The sequence below is a fragment of the Campylobacter concisus genome (assembly GCF_003048775.2).
Taxonomy (GTDB): Bacteria; Campylobacterota; Campylobacteria; order Campylobacterales; family Campylobacteraceae; genus Campylobacter_A; species Campylobacter_A concisus_I.
On sequence record NZ_CP049272.1, the window covers coordinates 1,682,423 to 1,708,843 of the forward strand.

Annotated in this window: 26 protein-coding genes, 1 tRNA gene and 1 pseudogene; 9 read left to right on the forward strand and 19 right to left on the reverse strand. The window is 37.1% G+C overall.

Annotation, left to right across the window (positions count from 1 at the left end; genetic code table 11):
• Positions 1-27: 27 nt before the first annotated feature.
• From CVT17_RS08400 to CVT17_RS08410, 3 genes are all read right to left on the reverse strand, one after another.
• The gene (locus CVT17_RS08400; RefSeq protein WP_107858996.1) at positions 28-588 is read right to left on the reverse strand and encodes a Fe-S-containing hydro-lyase; all 561 of its coding nucleotides are present in this window, start codon (positions 586-588) and stop codon (positions 28-30) included.
• A gap of 9 nt (positions 589-597) precedes the next feature.
• Positions 598-1,443 carry a fumarate hydratase gene (locus tag CVT17_RS08405; protein WP_107770864.1) on the reverse strand — a complete coding sequence of 282 codons (846 nt, stop codon included), beginning with the start codon at positions 1,441-1,443 and terminating at the stop codon, positions 598-600.
• 240 nt (positions 1,444-1,683) lie between these two features.
• Positions 1,684-2,994 (reverse strand): hemolysin family protein, encoded by a 1,311-nt coding sequence (locus CVT17_RS08410; RefSeq protein WP_223154498.1) that lies wholly within the window; start codon positions 2,992-2,994, stop codon positions 1,684-1,686.
• Between the two features lie 201 nt (positions 2,995-3,195).
• Between CVT17_RS08410 and CVT17_RS08415 the strand changes: the two genes are divergently transcribed.
• The gene (locus tag CVT17_RS08415) at positions 3,196-4,509 is read left to right on the forward strand and encodes a sodium-dependent transporter (RefSeq protein WP_085658562.1); all 1,314 of its coding nucleotides are present in this window, start codon (positions 3,196-3,198) and stop codon (positions 4,507-4,509) included.
• 44 nt (positions 4,510-4,553) lie between these two features.
• On the opposite strand, the gene CVT17_RS08420 is transcribed toward CVT17_RS08415, so the two are convergent.
• A complete protein-coding gene (locus tag CVT17_RS08420) occupies positions 4,554-5,000 on the reverse strand; it encodes a DUF411 domain-containing protein (RefSeq protein WP_084109804.1) in 447 nt (148 codons plus the stop codon).
• A 108-nt stretch (positions 5,001-5,108) separates the two neighbouring features.
• Between CVT17_RS08420 and CVT17_RS08425 the strand changes: the two genes are divergently transcribed.
• The 5 genes from CVT17_RS08425 to CVT17_RS08445 all read left to right on the forward strand — a co-directional run bounded on the left by CVT17_RS08425 (position 5,109) and on the right by CVT17_RS08445 (position 8,751).
• The gene (locus CVT17_RS08425) at positions 5,109-6,077 is read left to right on the forward strand and encodes a putative transporter (protein WP_103641008.1); all 969 of its coding nucleotides are present in this window, start codon (positions 5,109-5,111) and stop codon (positions 6,075-6,077) included.
• A 437-nt stretch (positions 6,078-6,514) separates the two neighbouring features.
• On the forward strand, positions 6,515-7,318 hold the full coding sequence (locus CVT17_RS08430; RefSeq protein ID WP_107770861.1) for a M48 family metallopeptidase: 804 nt from the start codon (positions 6,515-6,517) through the stop codon (positions 7,316-7,318).
• A gap of 502 nt (positions 7,319-7,820) precedes the next feature.
• Positions 7,821-7,908: transfer RNA gene (locus tag CVT17_RS08435), tRNA-Ser, on the forward strand.
• A 337-nt stretch (positions 7,909-8,245) separates the two neighbouring features.
• On the forward strand, positions 8,246-8,539 hold the full coding sequence (locus tag CVT17_RS08440) for a hypothetical protein (RefSeq protein ID WP_107770801.1): 294 nt from the start codon (positions 8,246-8,248) through the stop codon (positions 8,537-8,539).
• Positions 8,539-8,751, forward strand: a complete 213-nt coding sequence (locus CVT17_RS08445) for a molybdopterin biosynthesis protein MoeB (RefSeq protein WP_196373563.1) — start codon at positions 8,539-8,541, stop codon at positions 8,749-8,751. Before CVT17_RS08440 ends, CVT17_RS08445 begins: the two co-directional genes overlap by 1 nt.
• A 7-nt stretch (positions 8,752-8,758) precedes the next feature.
• Here the strand turns inward: CVT17_RS08445 and CVT17_RS08450 are convergent, their stop codons facing one another.
• The 14 genes and pseudogenes from CVT17_RS08450 to CVT17_RS08515 all read right to left on the reverse strand — a co-directional run bounded on the left by CVT17_RS08450 (position 8,759) and on the right by CVT17_RS08515 (position 23,088).
• Positions 8,759-9,292: a chemotaxis protein gene (locus tag CVT17_RS08450; protein ID WP_107770799.1), complete on the reverse strand. Its 534-nt coding sequence runs from the start codon at positions 9,290-9,292 to the stop codon at positions 8,759-8,761.
• Positions 9,293-9,380: 88 nt separating this feature from the next.
• Positions 9,381-11,495 (reverse strand): annotated as a pseudogene (locus CVT17_RS08455) (TonB-dependent siderophore receptor).
• Positions 11,476-12,576 (reverse strand): PepSY-associated TM helix domain-containing protein, encoded by a 1,101-nt coding sequence (locus CVT17_RS08460; protein ID WP_107858995.1) that lies wholly within the window; start codon positions 12,574-12,576, stop codon positions 11,476-11,478. Before CVT17_RS08460 ends, CVT17_RS08455 begins: the two are co-directional and overlap by 20 nt.
• 399 nt (positions 12,577-12,975) lie before the next feature.
• Positions 12,976-13,383, reverse strand: coding sequence for a tetratricopeptide repeat protein (locus CVT17_RS08465; protein ID WP_107858994.1), 408 nt, complete (start codon positions 13,381-13,383; stop codon positions 12,976-12,978).
• A gap of 135 nt (positions 13,384-13,518) precedes the next feature.
• Positions 13,519-14,346, reverse strand: a complete 828-nt coding sequence (locus tag CVT17_RS08470; RefSeq protein WP_107691631.1) for an ABC transporter permease — start codon at positions 14,344-14,346, stop codon at positions 13,519-13,521.
• On the reverse strand, positions 14,339-14,992 hold the full coding sequence (locus CVT17_RS08475; RefSeq protein WP_107770796.1) for an ABC transporter ATP-binding protein: 654 nt from the start codon (positions 14,990-14,992) through the stop codon (positions 14,339-14,341). Before CVT17_RS08475 ends, CVT17_RS08470 begins: the two co-directional genes overlap by 8 nt.
• A gap of 9 nt (positions 14,993-15,001) precedes the next feature.
• A complete protein-coding gene (locus CVT17_RS08480) occupies positions 15,002-15,901 on the reverse strand; it encodes a NapH/MauN family ferredoxin-type protein (protein ID WP_103589144.1) in 900 nt (299 codons plus the stop codon).
• 2 nt (positions 15,902-15,903) lie between these two features.
• Complete coding sequence (locus tag CVT17_RS08485; protein WP_084109871.1) at positions 15,904-16,365, reverse strand: c-type cytochrome; 462 nt, start codon at positions 16,363-16,365, stop codon at positions 15,904-15,906.
• Complete coding sequence (locus CVT17_RS08490; RefSeq protein WP_107770795.1) at positions 16,365-16,913, reverse strand: c-type cytochrome; 549 nt, start codon at positions 16,911-16,913, stop codon at positions 16,365-16,367. The genes CVT17_RS08485 and CVT17_RS08490 overlap by 1 nt, the downstream gene beginning before the upstream one ends.
• A complete protein-coding gene (locus tag CVT17_RS08495) occupies positions 16,910-17,587 on the reverse strand; it encodes a 4Fe-4S dicluster domain-containing protein (RefSeq protein WP_084041224.1) in 678 nt (225 codons plus the stop codon). Before CVT17_RS08495 ends, CVT17_RS08490 begins: the two co-directional genes overlap by 4 nt.
• A complete protein-coding gene (nosD, locus tag CVT17_RS08500) occupies positions 17,580-18,836 on the reverse strand; it encodes a nitrous oxide reductase family maturation protein NosD (protein ID WP_107858993.1) in 1,257 nt (418 codons plus the stop codon). Before nosD ends, CVT17_RS08495 begins: the two co-directional genes overlap by 8 nt.
• Positions 18,829-19,584, reverse strand: a complete 756-nt coding sequence (locus CVT17_RS08505; protein ID WP_072595072.1) for a cytochrome C — start codon at positions 19,582-19,584, stop codon at positions 18,829-18,831. Before CVT17_RS08505 ends, nosD begins: the two co-directional genes overlap by 8 nt.
• Positions 19,585-19,668: 84 nt before the next feature.
• Positions 19,669-22,257, reverse strand: a complete 2,589-nt coding sequence (nosZ, locus tag CVT17_RS08510; protein WP_107858992.1) for a Sec-dependent nitrous-oxide reductase — start codon at positions 22,255-22,257, stop codon at positions 19,669-19,671.
• 12 nt (positions 22,258-22,269) lie between these two features.
• Positions 22,270-23,088: an ATP-dependent protease gene (locus CVT17_RS08515; RefSeq protein ID WP_107858991.1), complete on the reverse strand. Its 819-nt coding sequence runs from the start codon at positions 23,086-23,088 to the stop codon at positions 22,270-22,272.
• Between the two features lie 417 nt (positions 23,089-23,505).
• On the opposite strand from CVT17_RS08515, the gene moaC reads away from it, so the two are divergent.
• Genes moaC through CVT17_RS08530 form a run of 3 tightly spaced genes read left to right on the forward strand, consistent with a single transcriptional unit; the run spans position 23,506 to position 25,472 of the window.
• Positions 23,506-23,982, forward strand: a complete 477-nt coding sequence (moaC, locus tag CVT17_RS08520; protein ID WP_180381432.1) for a cyclic pyranopterin monophosphate synthase MoaC — start codon at positions 23,506-23,508, stop codon at positions 23,980-23,982.
• Positions 23,957-24,223 (forward strand): HP0495 family protein, encoded by a 267-nt coding sequence (locus tag CVT17_RS08525; protein ID WP_021091143.1) that lies wholly within the window; start codon positions 23,957-23,959, stop codon positions 24,221-24,223. The genes moaC and CVT17_RS08525 overlap by 26 nt, the downstream gene beginning before the upstream one ends.
• Positions 24,224-24,233: 10 nt before the next feature.
• A complete protein-coding gene (locus tag CVT17_RS08530) occupies positions 24,234-25,472 on the forward strand; it encodes a hypothetical protein (protein WP_107770035.1) in 1,239 nt (412 codons plus the stop codon).
• 108 nt (positions 25,473-25,580) lie between these two features.
• Here CVT17_RS08530 and CVT17_RS08535 read toward each other — a convergent pair whose 3' ends face one another.
• A complete protein-coding gene (locus CVT17_RS08535) occupies positions 25,581-26,375 on the reverse strand; it encodes an undecaprenyl-diphosphate phosphatase (protein ID WP_107770034.1) in 795 nt (264 codons plus the stop codon).
• Positions 26,376-26,421 lie beyond the last annotated feature (46 nt).

A 26,421-nucleotide genomic window follows, 5' to 3' on the forward strand; every position in this document is an offset into this window, starting at 1 on the left:
GCTAGCTAGCTTGCTAGCGGGATAAATTTATATCTTTTTGTAAGGTGCTTGACCGACTTCATAGAAGTTATTACCTTCGCAGTCAATGGCAACTATTGCTGGGAAATCCTCAACTGTAAGCCTAGCAACTGCCTCTGGTCCTAGTTCTGGATAAGCCAGCGCTTCATATTTTTTGATACTTTGGCTAATGAGCGCTCCGATGCCACCGATAGCAACCATATAAACACAGCATGATTTTTTCATAGCCTCGACTACTGCGTCACTCCTGTAGCCTTTACCGATCATACCATTTATACCAACTTCATTTATCATAGTTGGGGTGTATTTATCCATTCTGCCGCTTGTTGTTGGGCCTGCTGCACCGATAGCTTGATTTGGCTTGGCTGGAGTTGGTCCGACGTAGTAGATAGTCTCACCCTTTAGCTCAACTGGTAGTTTTTCGCCGCGTGCCAATGTTTCAGTAAGTGCCTTATGTGCAGCGTCACGAGCTGCTATGATAGTGCCTGATATTAGGACGTTGTCGCCTGCTTTTAGGCTTTTTGCCACCTCTTTATCAAATGGTGCTGTTATTCTTTTTACTTCTGACATTTTTTCTCCTTAAAGCTCGGCATCTGCGTGGCGTGCAGCGTGGCAGTTGATGTTTATAGCAACAGGAAGACCTGCTATGTGGGTTGGATACCACTCGACATTTACTTTAACAGCAGTGGTGTCACCACCAAGTCCTTGAGGACCAACACCAGTTTTGCAAGCAAGCTCTAGTAGCTCATCTTCTAATTTGGCATATCTTGGATCAGAATTTTTACTATCGACTGAACGAACTGCCGCTTCTTTTGCCAAAAGTGCTGCCTTATCCATCGTACCGCCTATGCCAACGCCTATTGTTAGTGGAGGACAGGCATTTGGTCCAGCGTATTTTACAGCCTCTAAAAAGACTTTTTTTACACCCTCTATACCATCAGCTGGTACAAGCATTTTTAAAACTGATTTATTCTCACTACCAAAACCTTTTGGAGCTACTTTTATCTTTAGCTTATCTCCTGGCACGATCCTAGTGTGAATGACAGCTGGAGTGTTGTTTGTGGTATTTTTTCTTTCAAAAAGTGGTTCAGCAACGACTGACTTTCTTAGATAGCCTTCAGTGTAGCCTTCCGCAATACCCTCATTTATCGCATCTTCAATATATCCACCCTCAATATGCACATCTTGGCCGATCTGCACAAAAACAACCGTCATACCGGTGTCTTGGCAGATAGGTGCAACGCCCTCTTCCGCAAGCTTAGCATTTTGTAAAATTTTGCCCAAAATGTCTTTGCCTAGTGACGAGCTTTCGCTACTTTGAGCCTTTGTAAAAGCAGCCTTTAAATCTGGCGTCACAACATAACAGGCCTGTTTGCAAAGCTTAGCAACGACTTCTCTTATATCTTTTACATTTATTATTTTCATCTTTACTCCTCGTAAAAAACAATTTTTAATTATATTAACTATATTAAAATTTAAGATTAAATTTTCCTGCTGGATATCTACTCGAAAAAAATTTATATGAGTTTATTTACTTGACTACAACTAGAATACTTGTCTAAAACAAATTTAATGAAATAAGTGGTGACAAAATTGAGTCTAGAGCATCACAATATTGATAGAAATTTACATAGCATGGCTTATTTAAGCCATAAATACATAAATTTAAGATTGAATGCTCTCCTCATCATTTTTTATCTTTTTTCTAACTTTGACTCGTGATATGCTGGCTCCATCCATCTTTCTTACTTCGTAGTAGCAGTTTTCATCCTCGATCTTATCCCCAACTACTGGCAAACGACCGATTAGGTTGAAGACATATCCACCGATTGTAACTTGATCTGTCTCTTCGTCAAAGCTTATACCAAGAACCTCTTCAACGCTCTCTAGATCATATCTGCCTTGAAATTCATAAATATTGTCATTTATCTTTTTATAGTGTTGATCGACTTCATCGTGCTCGTCATTAAAATCACCAAGCACCTCTTCCATTATATCTTCCATCGTAAGAAGTCCGGCTGTGCCGCCATACTCATCGACTACGAGTGCTGCTGAAATTTGCTCTTTATTCATCATTACAAGCACTTTTGAAATAGAAAGGCTCTCAGGCACGATGACAAATTTACGAACAATTGAGTCAAAACTCTTCTCTTTATCTTTGCTAAAGTGGAGCTGCAAAATATCTCTAATATGTATCATGCCCAAAATAATATCTTTTGAGCCGTCTATATAAGGAAAGCGAGTATATTTTGATTCAAATACAACTTGCAAATTCTCTTCAAAGCTCTTTTGTTTATTTATGCAGATCATATCGCGTCTTGGCGTCATGATCTCTTTTGCGACTGTGTCACTAAAATCAACTGCATTTTTAATGATCTCAGTCTCAAAACTATCAAGCACGCCGCCCTTTAAGCTCTCACCAACGATGATTTTTATCTCTTCTTCAGAGTGGGCTAGCTCATTTTCTTTAGCTGGCTGGATGCCTAAAATTTTAAGTCCAATGGTCGCTAAAATATCAAAAAGCTTAATTACAGGGGAAAATAGCACCCAGAAAAAGTGAAGAGGACGAGCGATTTTTAACACTGAAGTCTCAGCCTTTGCGATAGCAACTGACTTTGGCACAAGCTCGCCCATTACAACGTGAAGTAGCGTAATAAGCGTAAATGCGATCGCAAAACCAACCGTATGAACTAAGATATCACTAAAGTTGAAGAAATTTTTAAGCGGTGCTTCTATAAGTCTTGCAACTGCTGGCTCACCGATCCAACCAAGAGCAAGTGAGCTTAGTGTGATACCAAGCTGAGTAGCACTAAGATAAGTATCAAGCTTGTTTGACATCTCAAAGGCAAGCTGAGCGTTTGGTTTTTTTTCTTTGATAAGCTCTTCAAGTCTAGACTTACGAACTTTAACAAGAGAAAATTCTGATAAAACAAAAAAGGCATTTAGTAAAATGAATACAATGGCAAGTATTACCATTAAAAGCGAATTATCGCTACTGGGGTTCAATTATGATCCTTAAGAGTTAAAAATTTTTGCCTGATTATAGCGAATTTATATTTAGCGGTCAAATTAATCGCGCTCAAAAGTAACAACATTTCTTAAATTTAAGATTTATAAAAAGTTCTTAAATCATATTTTGATAACATTATTTTCATCACTAAATTTATGGATTTTACAATGAGCAAAAAGAATTTTTCATCGCGTTGGGCATTTATATTGGCCTGTGTTGGATCAGCAGTTGGCATGGCAAATGTCTGGGGCTTTCCTTATAAACTTGGCACAAATGGCGGTGCGGCGTTTTTGCTCATCTATGTTTTTTTCATAGCTCTTTTTTCATATGTTGGCCTAAGTGCGGAGTATGCGATCGGTAGACGTGCAAAAACTGGTACGCTTGGATCATATAAATATGCTTGGCAAAGTAGAAATTTAGGCGTATTTGGCAGTATTATTGGCTGGCTTCCGCTTGCTGGCTCACTTTGCATAGCTATTGGCTACGCAGTCATCATCGCTTACGTGCTAAAAGCCCTTACTCAGGCGCTTACTGGCTCATTTATGAGCGTTGATACGAACGTTTGGTTTAACTCATTTGCACTTCAAGATTACTCAGTCTTGCCTTATCATTTTATTATCGTTGTTGGCACGCTTCTTACACTATTTTTTGGGGCAAAAAGTATCGAAAAAACAAATCAAATAATGATGCCACTGTTTTTTGTATTATTTAGCATTTTGGCTATAAATGTCGCGATGCTACCAAATGCATTTGATGGGTATAAATTCCTTTTTATTCCTGACTTTAGTAAGCTTGCGGACCCGATGGTATGGGTTTCTGCGATGGGTCAAGCCTTTTTCTCACTCTCTATCACAGGATCTGGCATGATAGTTTATGGAGCGTACCTTTCAAAAGATGAAGATATCGTTGAAAGTGCTAAAACAACGGCCTTTTTTGATACTATCGCAGCTCTTGTGGCGGCTCTTGTTATGATCCCAGCGGTCTTCGCCTATGCTATGGATCCAGCCGAAGGTCCAAAGCTACTTTTTGTAACGCTTCCAAAAATTTTACAAAATATGATCGGTGGACAAATTTTTGCCATTATTTTATTTACAGCTGTTATCTTTGGCGGTATCACCTCGCTTCAAAATATGTTTGAAGTAGTCGCCGAGTCACTAATGCATAAATTTCCGTTTCTTAGTAGATTTTGGACACTCACGCTACTTTGTGCAGTTTGCTTTGGCATAGGAGCATTTATGGAGCCTATTAGCAGTTGGGGGCCTTGGATGGACTTTGTGTCGATCTATATCATCCCAATTGGCGCGGTAATCGGTGCTATTTCTTGGTTTTGGATTATTAAAAAAGAAGAAATTTTAGACGAGATAAATTCTGGAGCAAATAAATCTTATGGTAATTTCTGGTATTTTGTAGGCAAATTTATCTACGTCCCGCTAACATTTTTACTTTGTATTATTGCTGTAAGCAAGGGAATTTCTTTTTAAATTTAGCTCGTCAAAAAATGAGCTAAATTTAAAAATTTTTGAAGTTATCTTAGTTTTTTTGTGCCGATGTAAGTGGCAAAAATTTCTTGTGAGCCATCTTTTTTAAATAAAATAACATCGTATTGCTCGGCTTTACTGCCTTGCTCCATACCTTGACTCTCCATCGGCATACCAGGTACTGCGATACCAACTACATCTTTTGGCTTAAGCTCTAGTAGGCGCTTTACCTCATCGGCTGGAACATGACCTTCTATGATATATCCATCGATAATTGCTGTATGGCAGCTTGAAAGCTCTAGCGGCACGTTAAATTCTTTCTTAACTTTAGCTATATCATCTACTTTTATGACCTCTTCGCTAAATCCAGCCTTCTGCATCGCCTCACCCCAGCTAGTACAACATCCACAAGTTGGGCTTTTATAGACCTTCATATCAGCCGCGAACACAAGTGTTGCAAAAAAGCCAAGAGCCAAAAATGCTAATTTCTTCATCATTTTCCTTTACGTAAAATTTGCAAAATGATATAGCTCACATTTAAATTTTATATAAATGCTTAATATTGCTTGCTATAATTCGCCAAAATTTATAAAAGGCACTTTATGTTTTCATCATTTTTTAAAGATAAAAAATGGGCACTCTGGGCTTATGGCGGAGCGATATTTATCATCTTGCTTCTTGTCTATCAAACGCACCTAAATGTCCGTATAAACGAGTGGTATAAAAATTTCTACGACATCGTGCAAAACTCAAAAGATCATGATGTAAGTGAGTTTTGGCGAGAAATTTTTAACTTTATAAAAATCGCTATGCCTTATGTCGTGACTTACACTGTGATCTCGTTTTTTGCTAGCCACTGGGTCTTTCGCTGGAGAGAGGCGATGACGTTTAGATATCTAAAATTTTGGCAAAACTGCGAAAGTGACATCGAAGGCAGTTCGCAGCGTATCCAAGAAGACGTCTACCGCTTTGCCAAAATAATGGAAAGCCTTGGTGTGCAGGTTTTAAGGGCGATCATGACGCTAATTGCCTTTATACCAGTGCTTTGGGAGCTAAGTAAGAGCGTAAGTTTGCCTTATATCAAAGATATCGAGGGCTCGCTTGTTTATATCGCTTTAATAATTAGCATTGGTGGCTTAATTATTTCGTGGTTTGTGGGCATTAAACTCCCACATATCGAGTATAACAACCAAAAAGCAGAAGCGGCATTTAGAAAAGAGCTGGTTTACGGCGAAGATGATAAGTCTAAATTTTGTCAGCCAAACATCATGCTAGAGCTTTTTACGGGCGTAAAGTTAAATTATTACAAACTATTTTTGCACTATGGCTACTTTAACCTTTGGCTCATCTCTTTTTCACAAATTCTTGTAATCGTACCTTATGTCATCATGGGAAATGGCCTATTTAGCGGCGTTATAACGCTTGGTGTGCTTATACAAGCTAGCAATGCTTTTTCTCAAGTTAGAGAGAGTTTTAGCGTCTTTATCGACAACTGGACGACGATAACAGAGCTAAGATCTGTAAATAAACGTTTGAGAGAATTTGAGAGAAATATAAACTATAAGGCATAAGCGTAAATTTACATACCAAATAAACTCTAGTAAATTTTAAAATTTCATGAGCGAGTAATTTCGGCTCTAAAATTTGAGCTAAGCTATAAGCGAAGCCAAATTTTAGTAGTCAATTCTTGCGAGTGAATGGAATTTTAAAATTTGTAAAATAGCTTTATTAAATTCGTAAATTTCTTTTTATTTAAAAGGGAGACAAGGGGACTTGAATTACGAAGCCGTCCCCTTATCCCCCTTTTTGAATCCCCTAAACCCCTCGCACGTTAGGAGTGGCATGCAATCGTGCTGGCGCACTGCATGCGTTTTATTTTAGAAAATTTCTGACAAATTTTAAAATTTGTAAGCCGTTTCAGCTCCAAAAATTAAATTTCCCCCTCATTTAACAATGCATATCCAACTCAGGCTATAATACGCAAAATTTTAGTCCAAAAAGGATAAAAATGAAAAAATTTCTACTTACATTGTTAGCAACTAGTTTGCTCTTCACTGGCTGCTCAAGCGTTACAAAAGCAGGCGTTGTTGGTGCTGATCGTAAGCAGTTTATGCTAGTCTCATCAGAAGCTATGGAGCAAAGCTCAGCCCAAGCCTACGTCAAGACGCTAACAGCTGCTAGGAGTAAAGGCGAGCTAAATGTTGATCCGATCCTTACAAAAAGAGTTCAAGATATCGCTAAAAGGCTAATCGCCCAAACTGGTGTTTTTAGAGATGACGCTCTAAAATGGAAGTGGCAAGTGAATGTCATTAATGAAGATACGCTAAATGCTTGGTGCATGCCAGGGGGCAGGATAGTCGTTTATAGCGGCATCATAAAAAGGCTAAATTTAACAGATGCACAGCTAGCTGCAGTCATGGGACACGAGATCGCACACGCTCTTAGGGAGCACAGCAGGGAGCAAGCAAGTACTGATCAGATGAAAAGCATAGGCATCTTTGCAATAGCTACAGCTACTGGCCTTGGCGATCTTGGAGCTAATGCTCTAAATTTAGCTAGCGAATACACCATATCTCTGCCGTTTTCTCGCTCGCATGAGACCGAGGCTGATCACATCGGTACTGAGCTAATGGCAAGAGCTGGATACGATCCAAAAGAAGCGGTCGAAGTCTGGGTAAAAATGAGCAAGATGAGTGGCGGAAAGGTGCCTGAAATTTTAAGCACTCACCCATCAAACGAGAGCAGGATAAAAGACCTAAAAGAGATCGCAGCAAAGCTTGAGCCAGTCTACCAAGCTGCCAAAAGAAGCTAGGCTTCAAAAAAATTTGAGCGATTTTGAAATGGTTGCTCAAATTTATAACTAGTACATTTTAAAAAACTACAACTGCTGATATTCAGCCAGCTAGCACGAAAGAGCGAGAGCCTTGGTTTAAAACTCATAACAACTTTTGCTCAATCTTTGTCTATAAAGAAAATTGTGAAATTTTAGGCTGGTGTTTGATTAGTGATTTTAATCCTAAAATAGCTTACAAAATAAGTGTAGAAATAAGCATCTATGTAGCCAAAAAAGGCTCTTAAAAAGGATATCGCAAGCAACTTTTAGCCCACAGCCTAAATGAAGCTAGAGAGCTAAATTTAAAGAATATCATCACTTTAATATTTATTGAGAATAAAGCAAGTCCTAGGATATTTTAAAAAATTTGGCTTTGATAATATAGCGAACTGCCTAGCTAAAGTGAAGGATGTTATTATCTTGGGGCTAAACTTTAAAAGCCAAGCATTAAGCAAATCAAGATATAATTCCACTTCTTCATGGGTAGATGTCCGAGCGGTTTAAGGAGCACGCCTGGAACGCGTGTGTGGGGCAACTCACCGAGAGTTCGAATCTCTCTCTGCCCGCCATAAAACTATCTACAACTTAAACCTCTTGACCTTTATTTTATTACTCAAAACATTAGCACTAAGCAAAAGATCACTTTTTAAAACTTATTAAAATCTTGCCCAATTATCTTTTACTTCGTCATACTTAGGCATATAACTAGCATTAAATTTTGCTCCATTCTAGGAGAAATTTTAACTATATTCTTAGATTTAGATTCTATTTGTCTTATCAACAGTTACAAACGCCCAGTGCATAAATTCTTGCTTCGGTTTATATCTGCCGCTGTTAAAATACTCCGCTAGCCGTGCCTCCTCCGTTTCGCTTAGCTTGCCGCCAAGCCCTCAGCGCGTCTTTTGTATGAGCTCCTGCGCGCTCGCGGGCATAGGGCTTAGGCTTAGCAGCGATGATGGCAAGATAAGGGGCAAATTTAATCTAAATGAGCCAAAGCTAAGCGTTGCTAAGCTTACAGAGCTTCCTTTTATCGAAGCGGTTTTGGATGAGAATTTTAAAGAGCTAGCAAAAGATGAGATGATAAATTTAGATGGCACTTTAAAGCCTATATTTTGGGATCACAAGGCAACTTTACTTGTGCGAAAAGACAAAAATGGCAAGTTTAGAAATTCAAACATAAAAGAGCTTCGGGAATTTTGATGATGCAAAATTTCAATGAGAAAAATGAGTTTAAATACGGCAAATTTAACTACGAAAAAGCGCTAGAAATAGCCCAAAACTGCGATAAATTTAAGCTAGATAACGATGAGGAGGAGATGGCTTGTGGAGGTGAGAGGAGCTGCTATGACTGCGCATTTAGGCGCTGGAGTAAAGATAGCTTCATCTGCATGGCACAAGCTAGCAAAGACTGAGCTAGCCCTACGCAACCATTTTTTTATCTTTAAGTTTTCCGCCACGTTTGTACTTTAGTTCGCCGCAAAATCTCTTGCCAAATTTCGCCTCGATGATGAGAACTAGCACGAAAAATATCTTTTCATCATTCATTCGTGCTATCTGGCGTAGAGTTTGGCTAGCGTCATTAAATTTAACTCCATTTTTATGTAAAGTTTCGCAAAAAATAGCCTCGTCAAAGCCCAACATTTGTGAAATTTCAGTTATGCTGTATGGCTCGAGTGAGGCGATGATGCGGTCCATGTTGCAAATGCTTGGATTTTTACTGCGTGTTAGCACATCCATTGTTTCATTTATTAGTTTTACTAGCTTCTTTCTACGATTTATAACGTGAAGTGTTGCAGCAAGCAATATTAAAAAACCTGCGATTTTATGGGCATTTAGTAAGTACTCATTATATTCGCCAAGCGCAAAATTTACACCAGAGAATGCGAGCATACAAAGCCCCAAAATAAGAACTAAAACAAGACAGAATTTATAAATAACCTCTACTTTAAACATGACACTCATCCTAAAATATATTTTTCTAATTATACACTTTAGGAGTTGAAATTTATCACCAGCTTATTTGGCTGGTGATTTAATTAGATTAAAAATTGTAGTTAAAGCTTAGATTAAATGTGCGTGGATCGCCATAAACCATCATATTTTTGCCGATACCCTCGTAGTATTTTTTGTTAAAGAGATTATCGATATTTAGCTGTACATCAAAGTTTTTAGCAAATTTATAACCAAGCATTAAATTAGCTAAAGTGTAGCCTTTTTGTGTGATTTCATCTGCGCCTTTGCCAGTATAAATTTTGCTCTTATACATAGCTCCAGCCCCTACTCTAAAGTCTCTGATCTCATACTTTGCAAATAAATTTGCCGTGCTTCTTGATGAGTCGGTGGCGTATTTCTCGCCATTAGCATCTTTTGCGTTAAAGTGCGTTGCACCAAAGCTTAGGCTTAAGTTTTTAGTGATCTCGCCGTTTAGATCTAGCTCGACACCCTTGCTTGTCACACCCTTGCCAGCTTCATATATATCGGCATTTGTCGCTGGATTTTTCCTGCCAGTCTTTATGCCAAGCTTATCTTGCACGATCTTAAAGATGCCAAGACTTGCTTGAAGTGCCCCGTCAAAATACTCGCCTTTAATGCCCACTTCATAGTCCTTGCCTTGGATCGGATCAAGATACTTGTCATTTGCGCCCTTTACGTTTTGAGGTTTAAATATGCTCGTGTAGCTAGCATATAGAGTGTGGTTTGCTCCGATGTCATAGGTGATGCCAAGATATGGCGTGATCTCATTTGTGAAATTTCTATTGTCTTTGCCACCCTCGATCTCGTATTTGTAGTAGCTCACTCTAGCGCCTAGCAAAAATTTAAGCTCATCGGTGATTGATAGTTTATTTGCCGCGTAAAATGCCTTTTGTATCGTTTTGTCTTTGTTGTTTTGATCTTCGTAAGGGAGCTTTGGATCATCAAGGTGTAAATTTTTAAAGTCTATCCTGCTTCTAGCCGTATAAGCAAGCCCAGCTGGCGTGGTCTTTTGTAGCCAGTAGCTACTTACCTTATCGCTACTTTTTTTATAGTTGTTATACATCGCGCCAAAGACAAACTCATGAGATAAATTTGCTATCTCATAAGGGATATTTGCGTATGCATCGACGTTGTGGATATTCTCCTCTCTTTTGTTTGCATAAACGCTAAGATCATTCATATTGCCAGTACCGTCTAAATTTACCGCTCCGCCGTAGTAGAGTAGATTTGAGTCAGTGTTTGCCCGTCTGAATGAGTAGCTTAAATTTAAGCTCGCTTCATTTTCAAAGTAGTGCTTAAAATCAGCATAAAAATCAAGCGTCTTTATGTCCCACCTAGTCCAAGGCTGAGAGAAAATTTTATTTTTACTAAAATTTGTCCTAGAGCCATCTGTGTAAAATGCTGGCATACCACCCCACCTAACCCCGTGGCGTCTTAGCTCTTGATAAAATGCACCAAGACTAAGCCATGAGTTATCACCTATGTCGCTATCGACTACGCCATAAATCGCGCTATTTTTGCGGTTATAATAATCCATATAAGAGTGCGACTTCTCATGCGTAAATGAAAGCCTTGCTCTGACGCTTCCACTCTAATTTACAGGCGTTTGTACATCGCCATTTACACCGTATCTATCGTATGAGCCAGCGCTTACGCCAAAATTTCCTTTAAGTTCCTTTGCATCTGCTCTTTTTCTTATGAAATTTAAGCTAGCAGCTGGGTTGCCAGCGCCTGCAAGTAGGCCATTCGCCCCTTTTACCACCTCAACTCTTTCATAAGGTAGCAAGCTCATATCATTTGCGCCAAGGCTAAAGCCGCCAAAGCTAGGCATCGAATCAAGCAAGTAATAATCTATCGCAAAGCCACGAGCCGTCGGATATACGCGCTCGTCCCATTTGTTTAGCGTAACGCCTGGGACATTTCTAAGAAGCACTTGATAGTCCTTGATGCCTTGATCTTTTAGCCTAGCTTCTGTTAGCACAGTTAGCGACTGGGGCGTTTGACGAGAGGTTAAATTTAGCCTAGTTGTGCTCTTTACAAGCTCTTTTGCAAAGTAGTTTGCGTCGTCTCTTCGCTCGCTTTCTACGACATCGACTGCTTCTAAAATTTTATCGCTTTGGCTAGCAAAAATTTGAGGTTGCATCAAATTTAATGCAACCAAACTAATTAAAAATTTTTTCATTTTTTCTCCTTTTAAAATTTCTTTTAATCCACAAATAAAGCCCTGAAATGCTCAAAATAAGCGGTGAAATACCAACTAGAAACCAGATAAATTTTGTGATTTGGTTGTAGTTACCAAAGTGCGATTTTCTAAATGCTGAGAGAATTTCTTCGCTTAGATTTGTATTTTTTATGTCCAAAATACTTACTAATTCGCCGCTATTTTTATCGTAAGTTAATATGCTTGAATATTCGTTATGCAAGAAATTTTGATCTTTTACATAGCCAAAAAGGCGTATGTTTGCTCCTTGCATAAAGGGCAGTGAGATGAAGTGTGGCTCAAAGCCAGCAAGATCATTTTTTGAGCGGGCTACCAGCTCGTCAAGAGATAGGCTTTTGTTGTAAATTTTTGCATCTATAACGAAGTCATTTTTAAACTCTGGCATGCGTGCCATTTGAAATTCCCACCAAACACCACTTATGCAAATGAGCAGTAAAATAGGCGTAGAAAAAATTCCTATCATTTTATGAATGTCGCTCATAAAAATATTTAGCCTATTTACACGAAGCCTAAGTAGTGTCAGCCAAAATTTTCTATAAATCACGAAACCACTTATGCAGATAAAAAACGTAAAAATAGCGGTTAGAGTAAGGATAATGTGACCGCTCTTTTCTAGAAATAGCGACTCATGAAGCTCGGTTAAAACTCCAAAAAATCCCTCATCATGTGCAAGTGGCTCGCTCTTTATCTTACCGCTAAAAGCGTCAAAATAGATAAATTTCCACTCTTTTTGGCTGTCATTGTGCTCAATTAACCAAATTTTGTCACGTTTTTTAGGATTTGCATCGATATTTATGCCGACCATCTCGTAGCCGTCAAGCTCGCTTGCGATGATCTCTCTTTGCTCATCAAAGCTGATCCTTTTGCTTAAATTTTCTTTGTTTAAATTTACATTTACGACATTTGGGGCAAGAAGGCTGTTTAGCTCATCTTTATAAACAAGGATCGCACCGCTAAAACAAACTACTGCAAGTGGAATGAAAAATAAAAGAGATAAATAAGTGTGTACTTTATAAAAAAATTTTTGATTTAGAAATTTCACTTTGTTTTAAAGCCTTTTGATGGTAGGTTTTGATAATGGCTCGCAATCTTACACAAAATTTACTTTGATAATATTTAAAACTATTATCAATTATGATTCCAGAAAAGAAAAATTTTTATAGAATGTAAATTGAAAAAAATAAATAGATTTGATTTTTAAAAGAATAAGCAACTCCTCTTTGTGTATACGAAAAGCCAGAAAAGGGGGAAGCAAAGACTTATCAGTTACAAAAAGGAGGGTCCATTTAGGACGATGAAATAGTATTATTTAAGCATAAATTTTAATAAAATTTTTAGTTAATAAAAAAGAAATTCCAAGTAATACTAAAGTAAATCTAACTTTAAAGAAGCTGCATTTAATAAATTTCTTTTAATTAGTGCAAGTACAAAATTAAAATAGCTAATTTTTAGGCACAAGCTCTAATATGTTGCAAGCTCGTTTGCTGCCCATCTTGCAAGCCTTATCAAGAGCCTTTGCAGAAAGATCAAAGCTTTGCTCAGTACCATTTCCTTGAAGATACTTTGTCGCTAGCTCATAGCAAGCCTCACTACTACCATTATCACAAAGCGATCTAAATATCTCAAAAGATTTTTGCGTGTCTTTTTCTATACCAAGACCGCGTCCTAGCATATCTGCATAGATAAAGCAAGAAATTTTATCTTTATTCTCACACTCACTTGAAAGCTTTTTAACAAAATTCTCGCAAGCTTTAGCGTTACTTTTATTAATACACTCTTGCATATTTATATCCCAGTTTGCATTCAAAAACATAAGAGCAAATGCTAAAAATAAAATAGATTTTTTCATAAATTTCCTTGGAAGAAGTTAGCTCCCTTTGGGGGAAAGGGAGCTATTACAAAAAGGAGGTTTCTTGTTGGACAAGTGGAATAATACAAGTTTCGTCTAAATTTAAAACCAACTTTTCTTTAACAAAAAACAATCTCAAACTAAATCTTTTTTACTAAAGGCAAAATAGCCACAAACTAGCAAAATAATGCCTAGTAAGAGCGGATAAATAATCGCGTAAGCTACAAATGTCGCTTTTGGAAAGGTGCTTAAAATAAAATAAGATGCAGTACCGATAACTGCTAAATTTGGATCAAAAAGACTAAGTGCTGCTATCCTGAAAAGCTCTATCGGATTTAGTATAGCAATAGCGTAAATGACATACTCATCAACCGAGCTTCGCATAAGAAGTCCAATTAATGCTAGGTCGATAAATGCTAGCATTATAAGCCAAAGTAAAAACGCTACGCCCTGACCTGTCTCTTGATTTTTAATCACGCTTGAGATAAAAAATCCAAGCGATAAAAAAATGATACTTAAGCTAAAAAGTAGTCCAAAATAAAGTGTTAATACACCCCAAGGTATCGCAACACCTTTTATAAAACCAACAATAACACAAAGCAAAAGAGCAAACAAAAGTGGAACAAAAACAACAAATGTACGACCCAGCGCCTTACCAAAGTAATACTCTCTAAGACTTAGCGGGAAACTAAGGATGTATTCAAGCAAATTTGTATCTCTATCTTGATTTATACTTCTTACGGTTGAGATGAGAATAAAAATAGGCACAATGATGACACAAATTTGAATAAACAAAAGCAGTGCTCTAGTAAGCCCAGAAAAGCCGAGCACACGTGAGTCAGTTACGCCACTAAATAAAAATCCTATCATCAAAGCAGAAAAAAGCGCAGCATATATCACAAACCATCTTGAGCGAAAAGACTCTTTTACATCAAGCTTTGCTATTAAAAAAAGATTATTCACTCTTGCTCCTTAAATTTTCTTCTTTGATGATCTTGCCAAGATCCATATAGACGCATCTATCTAATAAATTTGCTATCTCATCGATACGGTGTGAAATAAAAACAAGTGTTTTGTTTTGCGTGAAGTTATCAAGCAAATTTTTAAAAGAAAGCCTTGCTTTTACATCAAGATTTGCCGTTGGCTCATCAAACATCAAAATTTCACTATCCTTAGCAAATGCAATGGCTATTAGCATCTTTTGTTTCATGCCGCCAGAGAGCTTATAAAATGGCTTATTTAAATTTGCATGCAGATCAAGCTCTAAAAGCTTGCTAAATTTCTCAATCTCTTCAAATTTTACATTTGAGCTTTTGCAAACAAACTCACAAAGCTCACGCAGGTTAAATTTAAGCGGTGGTGGAGTTTGTGGCACAAATGAGATAAATTTCAAAGCCCCTTTTCTATCTTTTAGGGTATTTACGCCATTTATTGCGATGTTTCCGCTATTTGGGATAAACTCGCCTAAAATGATACGCATGAGCGAGCTTTTGCCAGCTCCATTTTGTCCAAGTATTGCTATTTTTTCACCAGATTTTACATTTAGGCTAACATTATCAAGTATCCTTTGCGAGCCAAAAATTTTAGTTACTTCTTTTATATCTATCAAAAATTTTCCTTATATGAGTTTCTTAAAGCCATTGTCAAATTTTAGTGCGTCTTGATGACACACATCAATACACCTGCCACAAAGCGTGCAATCTGCACCAGCTATCCTAAAGATATTTTTGCTCTCGTCAAGCTTTGCCCCTTTTTTTGTCATAAAAAGTACGTGAGGCACTAGACAAACATCAGTGCAAACTAAGCAGTGATCGCATTTTTCTTTATCCCAGCTAACTTTTATGGCATTTGGTTTAGCTAGCACTGAGTAAGTAGCTCCAATAGGACAGACATACCTGCACCAAGCTCTACGTGAGAAGAAAATTTCAACCATAAGCATAGCCACAACGAACCAAATAGCATGAAAATAGCCATAGATAATAAATCTTGAAAAAATCCCAACAACATTAAAAATTTCAAATGTAAGGCTTGCACTAGCAAAGCTAAGGGTTAAAAATAAAATGGTGAAAACATATCGCCACTTTGTGTCAAAAACTCGTGGTTTTACTATCTTTTTAGCGCGTAAATTTTCATGGATCTTCTCAGCTATTTCGCTTATTAATGAATAAGGACAGATCCAAGAACAAAAGCCTCTACCGCCAAAAATGATATAAAATGCCAAGATACTAAGTGAGCCAATTATTAAATTTACATGGATTTCATGCGTCGCCAGAAAAACTTGCAGGCTCATAAAAGCATCTGCCAAGTGAAAACCAAATATCCTTGACGCACTGATGTCGCCTTCTAAAATTTGTATATCGACTCTATATGAAAGCACAAATAAAAGATGAACTAAAACGATGGTAAAAATGCGCCAAAATCGTATGCTAGGACGCTTTTTACCATCTTTTGTAGTTGTGATTAACGTGCTTAGAAAGCTTACATTTCTAATCGTCGCACGAGTGTTATATTTGTCCATTTTTACTTTTTAAATTTAGAAATTTCATCTGCAAGGCTTTCAAGCTCGCTATCACTAACATTTGTGAGTAGCCCCTTCATAAGTGAGTTTTGCACCTTGCCAGCTTTATAATCAGCCAGCTTTTTAAGTAATTCATCCTTGCTTAGGTGTGTTATATCAGGAGCTACGACACCTTTTGCATTTGCGCCATGACACGGAGCACAAGTTGTTAGATATTGCTTGCTAACGCCTTCATTGTGCACTTTAGCCACACTTAGACTTAGCTCTTTTACCTTTTTTAGCTCATCTTCACTAGCAAATTCTTCACTAGACTTTGGCTGCTCTTTTGTAAAATTTTGCTCTACTTTTGGCTGAGCATTAGTTGCTACTTTTTCCTTTTTAGGCGGAGTCTGGCTTAACATAAACACCATGATACCGCAAATCGCTACCGCTAAAATAATGGTTATAATCTTTCCTACTTTCATTATTTGCTCCTAAATTGTATATTAAAATCACTGATTTCTTTAGCTAAATTTCTGATTTCACTATCATCCATTTTTTTAACAAGATCTCGCATCAAGACATTGACTTTTTCTTTATTTTTATAAGCATTTATCATTGTATAAATTTCATTTTCACTTTTTGTTAAAAGTGATGGCCCGATGATGCCATTTGCGTAATCATCGTGACAAGCTGAGCATTTTGTAATGAAATTTTTACTAAGCCTGCCCTTTATAAGTCTTAAATTTATAGTTTGAAGAGGGGTTCTTACCATTGCTAAAGCACCGATTTGACGGCTTACGTTATTATCTTCAAGTCCAAATTTTACGCTCTTTTCGCCGTGCATATCGTATTTTATGAAGTCATTTTGTTTATTTGTGCTTTGGTTATTTTCTTTTTTTTCAACCTTTATACTAGCACTCGTGGCTACATTTATTGGTTGCTCGTTAGCTGCTTTTTGCGCTTTGTCGTCACTCTTTTCACAGCCGACAAATAGCAAAGCAGCAGCCACTAAGGACATTATTAATCTCATTCTTTCTCCTTATAAATTTCATCATAACTCATTTTTGGGGCAATGTTTATAATTTTTACAGGGCAAACCTCAGCACACACCCCACACCCAACGCAGCCATGCTTTATGAGTGGCAAATTTGCTTCACTCATTACTATTGCACTATCGCCAACTGGGCAAATGCTGACGCAAAGGTCACAAATTTGACCGATTTTGCCTTTTATCTTATCTTTTTCTGCCTCTTCTCTATCGTTATAAACTTTGCGGACAAGCAAATCTTCAACGCTATCTTCGCTTAGTTTTTCTCTTTTTAGGCACATACAGGCATTTGCATTACTCAAGACAGCAACGCCCATTTTCACATCATCAACAACTTTTGTAGCATGATCTAACGCACCACTTGGACAGGCGAGCACACATGGGAAAAGATCACATAAATAGCAACCTCTCTTTTTAGGATCGATGTATGCTGTACCATTTGAATATCCATCTTTTATATCAAGCAAACTTATACTGTGATAAGGGCATACCTGCACACACTGACCGCATTTAACACAAAGATCATCAAAGTCATCAACCGCGCCTGGTGGTCTAAGATAGAGTTTATCGCCACTACTTTTTGGCAAAATTTTACCTATGCCATATCCTGCGGCAGCTGCGACTGAGCCTAAGATTATAAATTTTCTTCTATCCACGTTTTGCCTTTAACGCGTTAAAATTTGAAGCATCAAGTGGTTTTATCCTTGGCGTGCTATCTTCAAGTAGCTTTACTGGCTCAGAAAATGGCGCGAGTTTGGCTAAAAAATTTAAGATACTAAAGACACTTGATCCATAGAAAAACTGCAAATTTGGATAGTACTGCCAAAGCTGATCGGCATACGATAGATGCATGAACGGCGTATCGCCATAGCCATCTTTATTTCTATCAAAGCTCTCATACTCATCATAATAATTTTTACTCCACCGATTTAATGCCATTTTATCGCCTGGAGTGTCGTTCGCAACGATATCCATATTGCCTATAAAATCATTATTTTCAAATATGCTTGTCCCCTGAGTAGCGTGAAAATATACGCCAACTACGTTGTGTAAAATTTTATTGCCTAAGAAATTTATCGTTGAGCCTGGCTGAAACGGCGAGTTATCAAGCAAGATTCCTCTTGCATTATAGATAAGTGTGTTATTTTCGATAGTAAAATTTGAAACATCTTTTAGACCAATGCCGATACCAAAAGCGCCATCACTATCCATAACAAGATTATTTTTTATATTTGAGCCAGCCGAATACATAAAAAACATACCGACTGCATTGCCGATAAAATCATTGTTTTCGACTAAATTTTGATTTGCATACATAAAGTGAAGCGAGTATCTACCGCGGATCGCTTTATTTTTTAAAAATTTATTGTGGCTCGCATACCATGCAACCATATCGCGGCTATCATAAATATAATTGCTCTCGATTAAATTTTCATGGCTATACCAGAGTCTAACCGCATCACCTCTAAAGCCAAGACTGGCCCCTTTTTTAGAAGTGATGTTATTTTCAGTGATCTTTGAGCTGCTGCACTCTTTAAAATCAACCCCAAAAAGCACATCACTCAAGTCATTTTGCGTAATCAAGACATTATTTGCTTTATCACAGCCAATGCCAGCATCTAGCTCACCAAGGTCATTTCCGCTACCGCTTATCTTTAAATTTCTAAGCGTAACATTTGAGGCAATAATCTTTACAACTGTACCTTTACCATTTCCTTTTATGTGAGCATTTTTGCCCTCGCCAACGATACTAAGCGGCTTATTTATAGTTATACTTCCTTCATAGATGCCGTCTCCTAGCTTTATAACATCGCCAGGGCTAGCGTTATTTATTACATCTTGAAGTATATTTGCAAAGCTAAAAATAGGCAAGAAAGCAAGGGCAAAATTGAAAATTTTACGCATTTAGCTCTTTTTTCTTTGAAAATACTGCAAGTATGCAAAATACGCTCATAGCGATCATAACCCAAAATCCAATACTTGGATAAGAGTGCGTTGTAAATTGCGCGACGCTACCATCGCCTAGAACTGTTGGCATAAATGGTTTAATCTTAAATGCACCCCACTCTTGCATATTGTGTCCATACCAGTAAAGCCATCCTGCAAATGCACTCATAAATAGCACAGGCGCGATAATGGTTGGAACCATAAGAAGTGAGTTAAATTTACCGTTGTAATACAAAAATGCAAGCATACAAAGCGTTGAAATAAGCAAATAGTAAGGTGCTATCGCTCGCTCTAAATTTCCGCCATGCTCCATAGGATACATACCGATGTAGTGATTTATCGTATTCATCTCATGCACGTCGCCACTATATCCATCTACGTGAAAATATACAGGAATTCCATCAGGAAAGGCTGATTTTGGATAATTTGGAGCTTCAAGAGAAACGTACCAGATAGGAAAAGATGGTGTACCTATCTCTGCTTTTTGTTCGATCATCTTATGAAGATCGCTTGCTACATCTTTTGATAAAAGGTGATTTTTATACTGAAATGAGCTATAAAGATTATAGATACCGTAAGTATAAGATGGTAGTTCATCACCATCAGCTATACGCTCTTTTGCTCCGTGCCAACCAAGAACAGGCAAAGTAAAACAAACAGTCATTAAGACAAGTGCAACAATGGTATAAATTTTATATTTACTCATGATCTCTCCTTTAGATTTTAAAATTTCATCTGCTAAAAATAAAATTTTAAAATTTAAAAAAGGGGCAAAATGCCCCTTTAAAAACTACATACCAGCGTTTTCATCTACCCATTTTAGGTATTCGATGATATTTTTGATCTCTTCATCACTCATATGCTGATTTGGCATTCTAAGGTTAAAGTAATCAATCATTGATTTAATGTAGTCATCATTATAGAACTTAGCAGGATCTTTGATAAATTCTGCTACCCATTTTTCGCCATTTTCATGTCTTAGTAAAACACCAGTTAGGTCTGGACCTGAGCTTACTTGACCGATAACGTGGCAACCATTACAACCGCCTTTTAGATAAGCCTCTTCACCTTTTGCAGCAGCTGGACTCATCGGAGTTGCGATCTCTTTAGCTAGGTTATTTTTAGCTCTTAAGCCAACATCAGCTGTTTTAACCATGTATTGCCATACTTGGTACTCCCAAAGGATAGCGCCGTTTACATCGCCTTTTTTGTAAGCTTCGTCAGCTTTAGCTTTTACCTCTTTAATGTGGCCATATTGATCAAGTGCGTCATCAACCAAAGCTTTTACTTTTGGATATTTCTCATAATGTTTCTCTTTTAGGTATTTAACGACCTCTTGGATAACATCATCAGTTGCCTTATTAGTTGCGATTACTTTGTCGTATTCAGCTTTTAAAGCCTCTGGACTTAGAGTTTTTAGCTTGTTATTTTTTGCAGATTCATATTTTTTACTTGGATCTTTAACAAGTAAATAACCCATCATCTCTAGGTGAAGTGCTGAGCAAAACTCGGTGCAGTAGTATGGGAAGACACCTTCCATATCAGCTACGAAATTTACTGAAGCAGTTTTGCCAGGTTCAAGTGAAGCGTGAATATTGTAAAGGTCGATGCCAAAGCCATGAGTCTCATCTTGAGCGCGCTCTAGGTTTGTTAGGTGAATTGTTACATTATCGCCTTTATTTACTTCGATGTGCTCTGGGTTGATGTGGCTTCTGATCATTGTCGCATAGACAGTTACATTCTTGCCATTTCTCTCAACTCTTTCTTGACCAGCTAGAGTTGCATATGGGCTAGCCTCGCCTGTTCTCGAGTTTGTACCCATATTGTAAGTAAGCGCTGGGCTTAGTTTGCTAGCAGCTATTGAAACAACATCGTGTGGCTCGCCAAGTGGGATTGGCATATCATAGATTAGATCCATTTTTGCACCAGTGATGTCTATTAGCTGGTGATTTTGTGGATGAAGTGGGCCAACTGGGCTAAAGCGATCGATTGAAAGTTTATCAAGAGCGATTGCATATTTACCAACTGGTTTTGCTGATTTGCCTTCCATTGTATCAAGATGGCCGATATTGTAGTGAACATTTATCTTATCAAGCACTTTTAAATTTTTATAGTCCCATTTTACGATTTGACTATCAACGTAAAGTGATGTATAAAGTACGCCATCTTGTGAGTCAAATGATGTATGCAGTGGTCCAAGGCCAAGTTCGACTTGTCCGTGCATTGACTTTTCTCTATCTAATATAGGAATTCCGTATGGGTCAGTGCCAGCATACTCTTTTTTATCGATTAGCTCTTTGATCTTTCTAAAGTCATAAACTGATGTGTGAGTATCAAGCTTTCCGCCAATAATGATGTATCTACCATCTGGGCTTACGTCACAACCGTGTGGGCTCTTTGATTCTGGGATCAAAAATAGCGCACCTGCTTTTACAGCAGCGTCTATTGTAACTACCTTGTGACCATTTATAACTTTATAGTTTTTCTTGTCTTGAACAAGTTTTTCTAAAATTTTCCAGTTATAAACGTGTAAGAAGTCAGTGTCATTTCTACTTGCACCTGCTTCAAATGGAGGGAGACCTTTTTCGATACCGCCAGTATACATCTCAGTATTTATTGAGTTTGTAAAGCCCCAGCCGTAGCTCTCGCCCTTACCAGCATCACTTAGATCTTGCCAGTATGGAGGAAGCTCAAGAGAAAATGACTCTTTCTCGTCGATCTTGCCTTTTGGATAGTCAAATTTCCAAAATGTTACAGCGCCTCTATAAACTGCTTCATAGTCATCTATTGAGTGGTAGTTATTATCAAGTGGAGCTGCATATTGGCTAGCTTCGATAACATACTCGCTATTTGGAGTGATGAAGCTACCGCCGTGCTCACTCTTCATGATAGGGTTTACAACGATTTGAGTTGTCTCAAAGTCATGCAAATTTATAACTGCGATTCTTGGGTTAGCCTTATCGTTGATAAATAGATAATCACCAACATACTCACCATTTTTCTCACTGAAATTTGGGTGGTGTGTATCGCCCCATGTTATCTCTTTGCCTCTGATGTTGCCTTGTTTTAAAACAGCTTTTGACTCATCGTCATAGCCATATCCTTGCCAAGGCTCTGGTGTGAAAACGCCGATGTATTTATAAATTCTCATCGACGGAACGCCATAAACTAGCACTTGACCGCTTTGCCCGCCAGATGAAAAGACGATGAAATCATCTTTTTTACCGCTAGGCTGATAAGTTTTAGCAGCGGCAAGAACATCTTTTTCGCTTAGCCCACGCTCTTTCATGACTTTTTCAAGGTCACTACTAGCAGCACAAGCAGTCGTTAAAGATAGCCCAAGCAACGCAGCACTTGCGACACAAAATAACTTTTGCATTTACTCTCCTTTTTAAAATGAATTTATCTCTAAACTCTTTATCTCATTGTCTAAATTTACGCCATTTAAGACGCCTTTATCTATAAAAATTCTTTTTATCTCATTGCCAAAAAGAGCCTTTTGCCCTTTTAGCTTAAGATCTTTGTCAAATTTATAGACTACCCCATCCCCATCACCTATAAAAATTTCATCCTCTATGCACGCAAGAGCTGAAATTTTAGATTTTAAAACTTGCTTTTTGATTCCACTTTTAAAATCTAAAATTTCTCCATCTCTAAAGCCAAGCAAAATATCATTCCCTTTAAATTTACAGGCACTAAGCGGAGCAAAGCCAACACGCTTTTTCTCTTTTAAATTAAGCTCTTTATCAAGCAAAAATGCTTTGCCATTAAAGCTCGTAAAAAATAGTTCATCATCAATTGGCAAAAGGCTTGAAATTTTATAAACATCTTTATAATTTTTAGTTAAAAGTTTATTTAGATTTTTATCAAAAACGCCTATGCTGACTTCATTTGCCATATCGCAAGCTACGTAAATTTTATTTTTAATTGCCACAATTTGTGAAATTTTACAGCCAACATTTGGCATGGCAAATAAGAAATTTCTCTCATTTGCCACCTCGATAATCTCATTGTTTAAATTTGCGATATAAAAGAATTCTCCATCATTTCCGCACTCTTGATTTTTATAAATCGTATCTTTTAGATCCAAATTTTTAATCTGTCCATCTTTTATAAAGACGATGCTTTGGTTGCTTTCATTAATAAAGCAGCCTAATTGCTGGGCAAAAGCTGTTATCAAAAACAAACTTATACAAAGCAGAAATCTCATAATCCAAGACACTTTCATCATAAATTTAATAAGCAAAAAAACTATACATACTTAACTCTTAAAAGCAAATTAGCGATTAATTTATTTTTTTAAGCTTTTAAAGAAAAATATCAATAAATTTTTTTAAATTTTATTATTTACATTATATAGACATTATGATTTAATCAATACTAATATGGCTTTAATAAAATTTATCATCTATTAAATCACTTATTTTTAGTGCTAATTTGAACAAAAATTTAAATTTGAATTATTTCTTAAGAAAATTATTTAAATTAGATAATTATATTAAGTAATGAGAAATCTTTAGTATTTAAGTAAAAAGCTAAATTTTATACATTTGATATATTTTTAGCTTAAATCCATTGGTAATTTAAATTTGTTTAAATAGGCTATAATCCGCCAAAAAAAGGAGAGATAATGCTAACGCATTTAGATGAGAAAGATCGTCCAAAAATGGTCGATGTGAGCCCAAAAGATCCTACAAAAAGAGTGGCAACTGCTAGCGGGATCATCAAAATGAGCAAAGAGGCCTTTAAAGCGATAAAAGAAAATACTGGCAAAAAAGGTCCAGTCATTCAAACGGCTGTCGTTGCTGCGATAATGGGTGCAAAAAAGACAAGTGAACTAATCCCGATGTGCCATCCACTAGCTATTTTAGGTGTGGATTGTGATATCGAAGAGCTATCTGAAATTTGTGCTTTTAAGCTTTATGTGAGTGTAAAAATAGAGGGCAAAACAGGCGTTGAGATGGAAGCATTAACTGGCGTTAGCGTGGGGCTTTTGACCATTTATGATATGGTAAAAGCTATAGATAAAAGCATGGAAATAAGTAATATCGTGTTAGAGAGTAAAACAGGAGGAAAAAGTGGCGAGTATATGCGATCTAAATAACAAAAAAGCAAAAATTGATTACCCAACGCATTGGGAATACAAAATAATATTTGATGCAGATGTCAATGTAGAAGAAAAGGTAAAAGAGATAGTAAAAGATAGAGAATTTAAGCTAGTCTTTTCAAAATTTAGCAAAGATAAAAAGTATGCAAGCTATGACTTAGCCGTACTAGTTTTGAGCGAAGAAGAGAGGCTAGAGATATTTTCAGCACTAAAACACGAAGCAAAATACGTTTTATAAGGTAAAAGATATGAACAGTTTAGAACAAAATTTACATGATTATAAAAGCAGCGATGGCTTATTAATAAGCATAAAAGCTCTTTGCAATAACTTCTTTCAAGATGCTGCAAACAAAGATATAAATGCTTTGCCAGAAATTTTAAAGGCTAAAATGAATGAGCTTTATGACAAAATGAATAAAGAAGATCTCATAAATGCAAAAAATCTAAAAAGTGCCATGGAGGGAATAAATCAAGCCATTGTCGGTGCTGAAGAAAAGGCACTTTACGAGCTACTTGATAAAAAAGATGAGCTAAATCGTGCAATAGAAGCAAAACGTGAAGAGATAAAAAATAGGCTCAAAATTTCATTTGAAGCAGCTGAAGAGGTCGTAAAAGATAGAAATTTTAGTGAAAAAGAGGAAATTTTAGAGCTTTTAAATAATGCGATCATTAGAGAAACAAGGCTTCTTGGTATCTTAAAAGAAAGTGCTCAAATCGCATTTTTGACAACTCTTGAAGGCGCAAAAGATGTCGAAGAAACAGCTGGTGCGATAGCTAAAAATATGACCTATGTTGCGATAATTGGAGGAGAGTTTAGCAAAGAGCGGATACTTGAAATTTCAAAAAACATCATCATAGCAGCGGCAAATTTAGCAGACGAGGGTCATATCTTTGCAAAAGAGTTGATAAGTGGAGCTATAAGTGGCACAAGAGATGGCATTTTAAGAGCCATAGAAAAGCTTAAAGATGAGGCGAAATTTGCTCCAGATGAGCTCAGGCTAAACTCGCAACTACTAAATTTAAAAAATATTGATGAAGAATTTATAGCCTTGCTTAGGGAACTTGAAAAGGAATTTGAAGGTGTAGCAAGAAACGAGATCGAAAATGTGATAAATAGCGAGCTAGATACAAATCTAGCAAAATTTAAACGTATTAGCGATCAAGCAAGAGAGCAGATCATTTCAAGGATAGAAGAGCTAAAGTCAAACAGCATGGCAAAGCTTATGAGCGAGGCAAATAATAAATTTGAAGCCTTAAAGCAAGAGCTAAATGACAAGAGTAAAAAGCTAAAACTAAATTTTGATACAAACGACAAAATTGAAGAGATCAAACAAGAGATCACTAATCTTGAGAAAAAAGCTAATGAAAAATTTGAAGACATCAAACAAATTGACATCAAATCAGAAGCCAAGAAATTTGGAGATAGGGCTTACCAAGCTGCAAAAGATCTGTTAAATGTTATTAAAAAAGATAAAAAAGAGGATTAAATTATCAAGCTTATCTTGAAATTTTTCCTGAAAGATACTCGCACTACATATTCTTGCCAAGTGTGAAAATTTTTCCACACTTGGCCTTTACTTTTTAAAGCTTTAAAATCATAAAAATAGATAAAGTAAAAATACTCCTAAAATCAAGCGGTAGATGACAAAAGGCAACATTCTAATCCTTGAGATGATACCCATAAATAACTTCACGCACACGTAGGCACTAACAGCACTTATGATGACGCCAAGGGCGATGTCACTCCAAGGAAGCGCATTTGGATCTTTTATGAGCTTTATGCTCTCAAGTCCACCCGCCAGGATGATGACTGGGATCGACATCAAAAATGAGAAATTCGCACTTCCCTTGTGGCTAAAGCCTAAAAATAAGGCTGCTGTCATCGTTATGCCTGATCTTGAGACGCCAGGGATGAGCGCCACAGCTTGAGCAAGGCCGATAATAAGCGCAAATTTTATGGTCATTTCATATTCGCTTTTATTTGTCGAGCGAAGATCTGCAAAGTAAAGTGCTATGCCAAAGACGATCGTAGTAATAGCGATCACAATGCCACTTCTTGCGTACTCTTCGATAATATTGTTAAACAAAAGTCCAAAAATCCCAACTGGAATGGTAGCAAATCCCACGCACCAGACAAGCAAGCTATCGCCTACCATCTTTCGTTGTACGATCGAGGCAAAAAAGTCACGAAGTAGCTTAAAAATCGTATCTTTAAAATAAAAAAGTATCGCACTTAGCGTACCAACGTGCACTGCCACGTCAAAAGCAAGACCTTGATCTGGCCAGCCAAGTAGCTTTGGCACCAAGATAAGATGAGCCGAGCTTGAAATGGGTAAAAATTCGCTTATACCTTGCACCAAGGCCAAAACAATAACGTGAGAAATTTCCATAAAATGCCTTTTTTGATTTTAGATTGCAGTTGGGGATTTTACTCCC

Coding starts and splice junctions, on each gene's coding strand:
- CVT17_RS08400 (WP_107858996.1), bottom strand. CDS start 588: ATGTCAGAAGTAAAAAGAATAACAGCACCATTTGATAAAGAGGTGGCA.
- CVT17_RS08405 (WP_107770864.1), bottom strand. CDS start 1,443: ATGAAAATAATAAATGTAAAAGATATAAGAGAAGTCGTTGCTAAGCTT.
- CVT17_RS08410 (WP_223154498.1), bottom strand. CDS start 2,994: ATGGTAATACTTGCCATTGTATTCATTTTACTAAATGCCTTTTTTGTT.
- CVT17_RS08415 (WP_085658562.1), top strand. CDS start 3,196: ATGAGCAAAAAGAATTTTTCATCGCGTTGGGCATTTATATTGGCCTGT.
- CVT17_RS08420 (WP_084109804.1), bottom strand. CDS start 5,000: ATGAAGAAATTAGCATTTTTGGCTCTTGGCTTTTTTGCAACACTTGTG.
- CVT17_RS08425 (WP_103641008.1), top strand. CDS start 5,109: ATGTTTTCATCATTTTTTAAAGATAAAAAATGGGCACTCTGGGCTTAT.
- CVT17_RS08430 (WP_107770861.1), top strand. CDS start 6,515: ATGAAAAAATTTCTACTTACATTGTTAGCAACTAGTTTGCTCTTCACT.
- CVT17_RS08440 (WP_107770801.1), top strand. CDS start 8,246: ATGAGCTCCTGCGCGCTCGCGGGCATAGGGCTTAGGCTTAGCAGCGAT.
- CVT17_RS08445 (WP_196373563.1), top strand. CDS start 8,539: ATGATGCAAAATTTCAATGAGAAAAATGAGTTTAAATACGGCAAATTT.
- CVT17_RS08450 (WP_107770799.1), bottom strand. CDS start 9,292: ATGTTTAAAGTAGAGGTTATTTATAAATTCTGTCTTGTTTTAGTTCTT.
- CVT17_RS08465 (WP_107858994.1), bottom strand. CDS start 13,383: ATGAAAAAATCTATTTTATTTTTAGCATTTGCTCTTATGTTTTTGAAT.
- CVT17_RS08480 (WP_103589144.1), bottom strand. CDS start 15,901: ATGGACAAATATAACACTCGTGCGACGATTAGAAATGTAAGCTTTCTA.
- CVT17_RS08485 (WP_084109871.1), bottom strand. CDS start 16,365: ATGAAAGTAGGAAAGATTATAACCATTATTTTAGCGGTAGCGATTTGC.
- CVT17_RS08490 (WP_107770795.1), bottom strand. CDS start 16,913: ATGAGATTAATAATGTCCTTAGTGGCTGCTGCTTTGCTATTTGTCGGC.
- nosD (WP_107858993.1), bottom strand. CDS start 18,836: ATGCGTAAAATTTTCAATTTTGCCCTTGCTTTCTTGCCTATTTTTAGC.
- CVT17_RS08505 (WP_072595072.1), bottom strand. CDS start 19,584: ATGAGTAAATATAAAATTTATACCATTGTTGCACTTGTCTTAATGACT.
- nosZ (WP_107858992.1), bottom strand. CDS start 22,257: ATGCAAAAGTTATTTTGTGTCGCAAGTGCTGCGTTGCTTGGGCTATCT.
- CVT17_RS08515 (WP_107858991.1), bottom strand. CDS start 23,088: ATGAGATTTCTGCTTTGTATAAGTTTGTTTTTGATAACAGCTTTTGCC.
- CVT17_RS08530 (WP_107770035.1), top strand. CDS start 24,234: ATGAACAGTTTAGAACAAAATTTACATGATTATAAAAGCAGCGATGGC.
- CVT17_RS08535 (WP_107770034.1), bottom strand. CDS start 26,375: ATGGAAATTTCTCACGTTATTGTTTTGGCCTTGGTGCAAGGTATAAGC.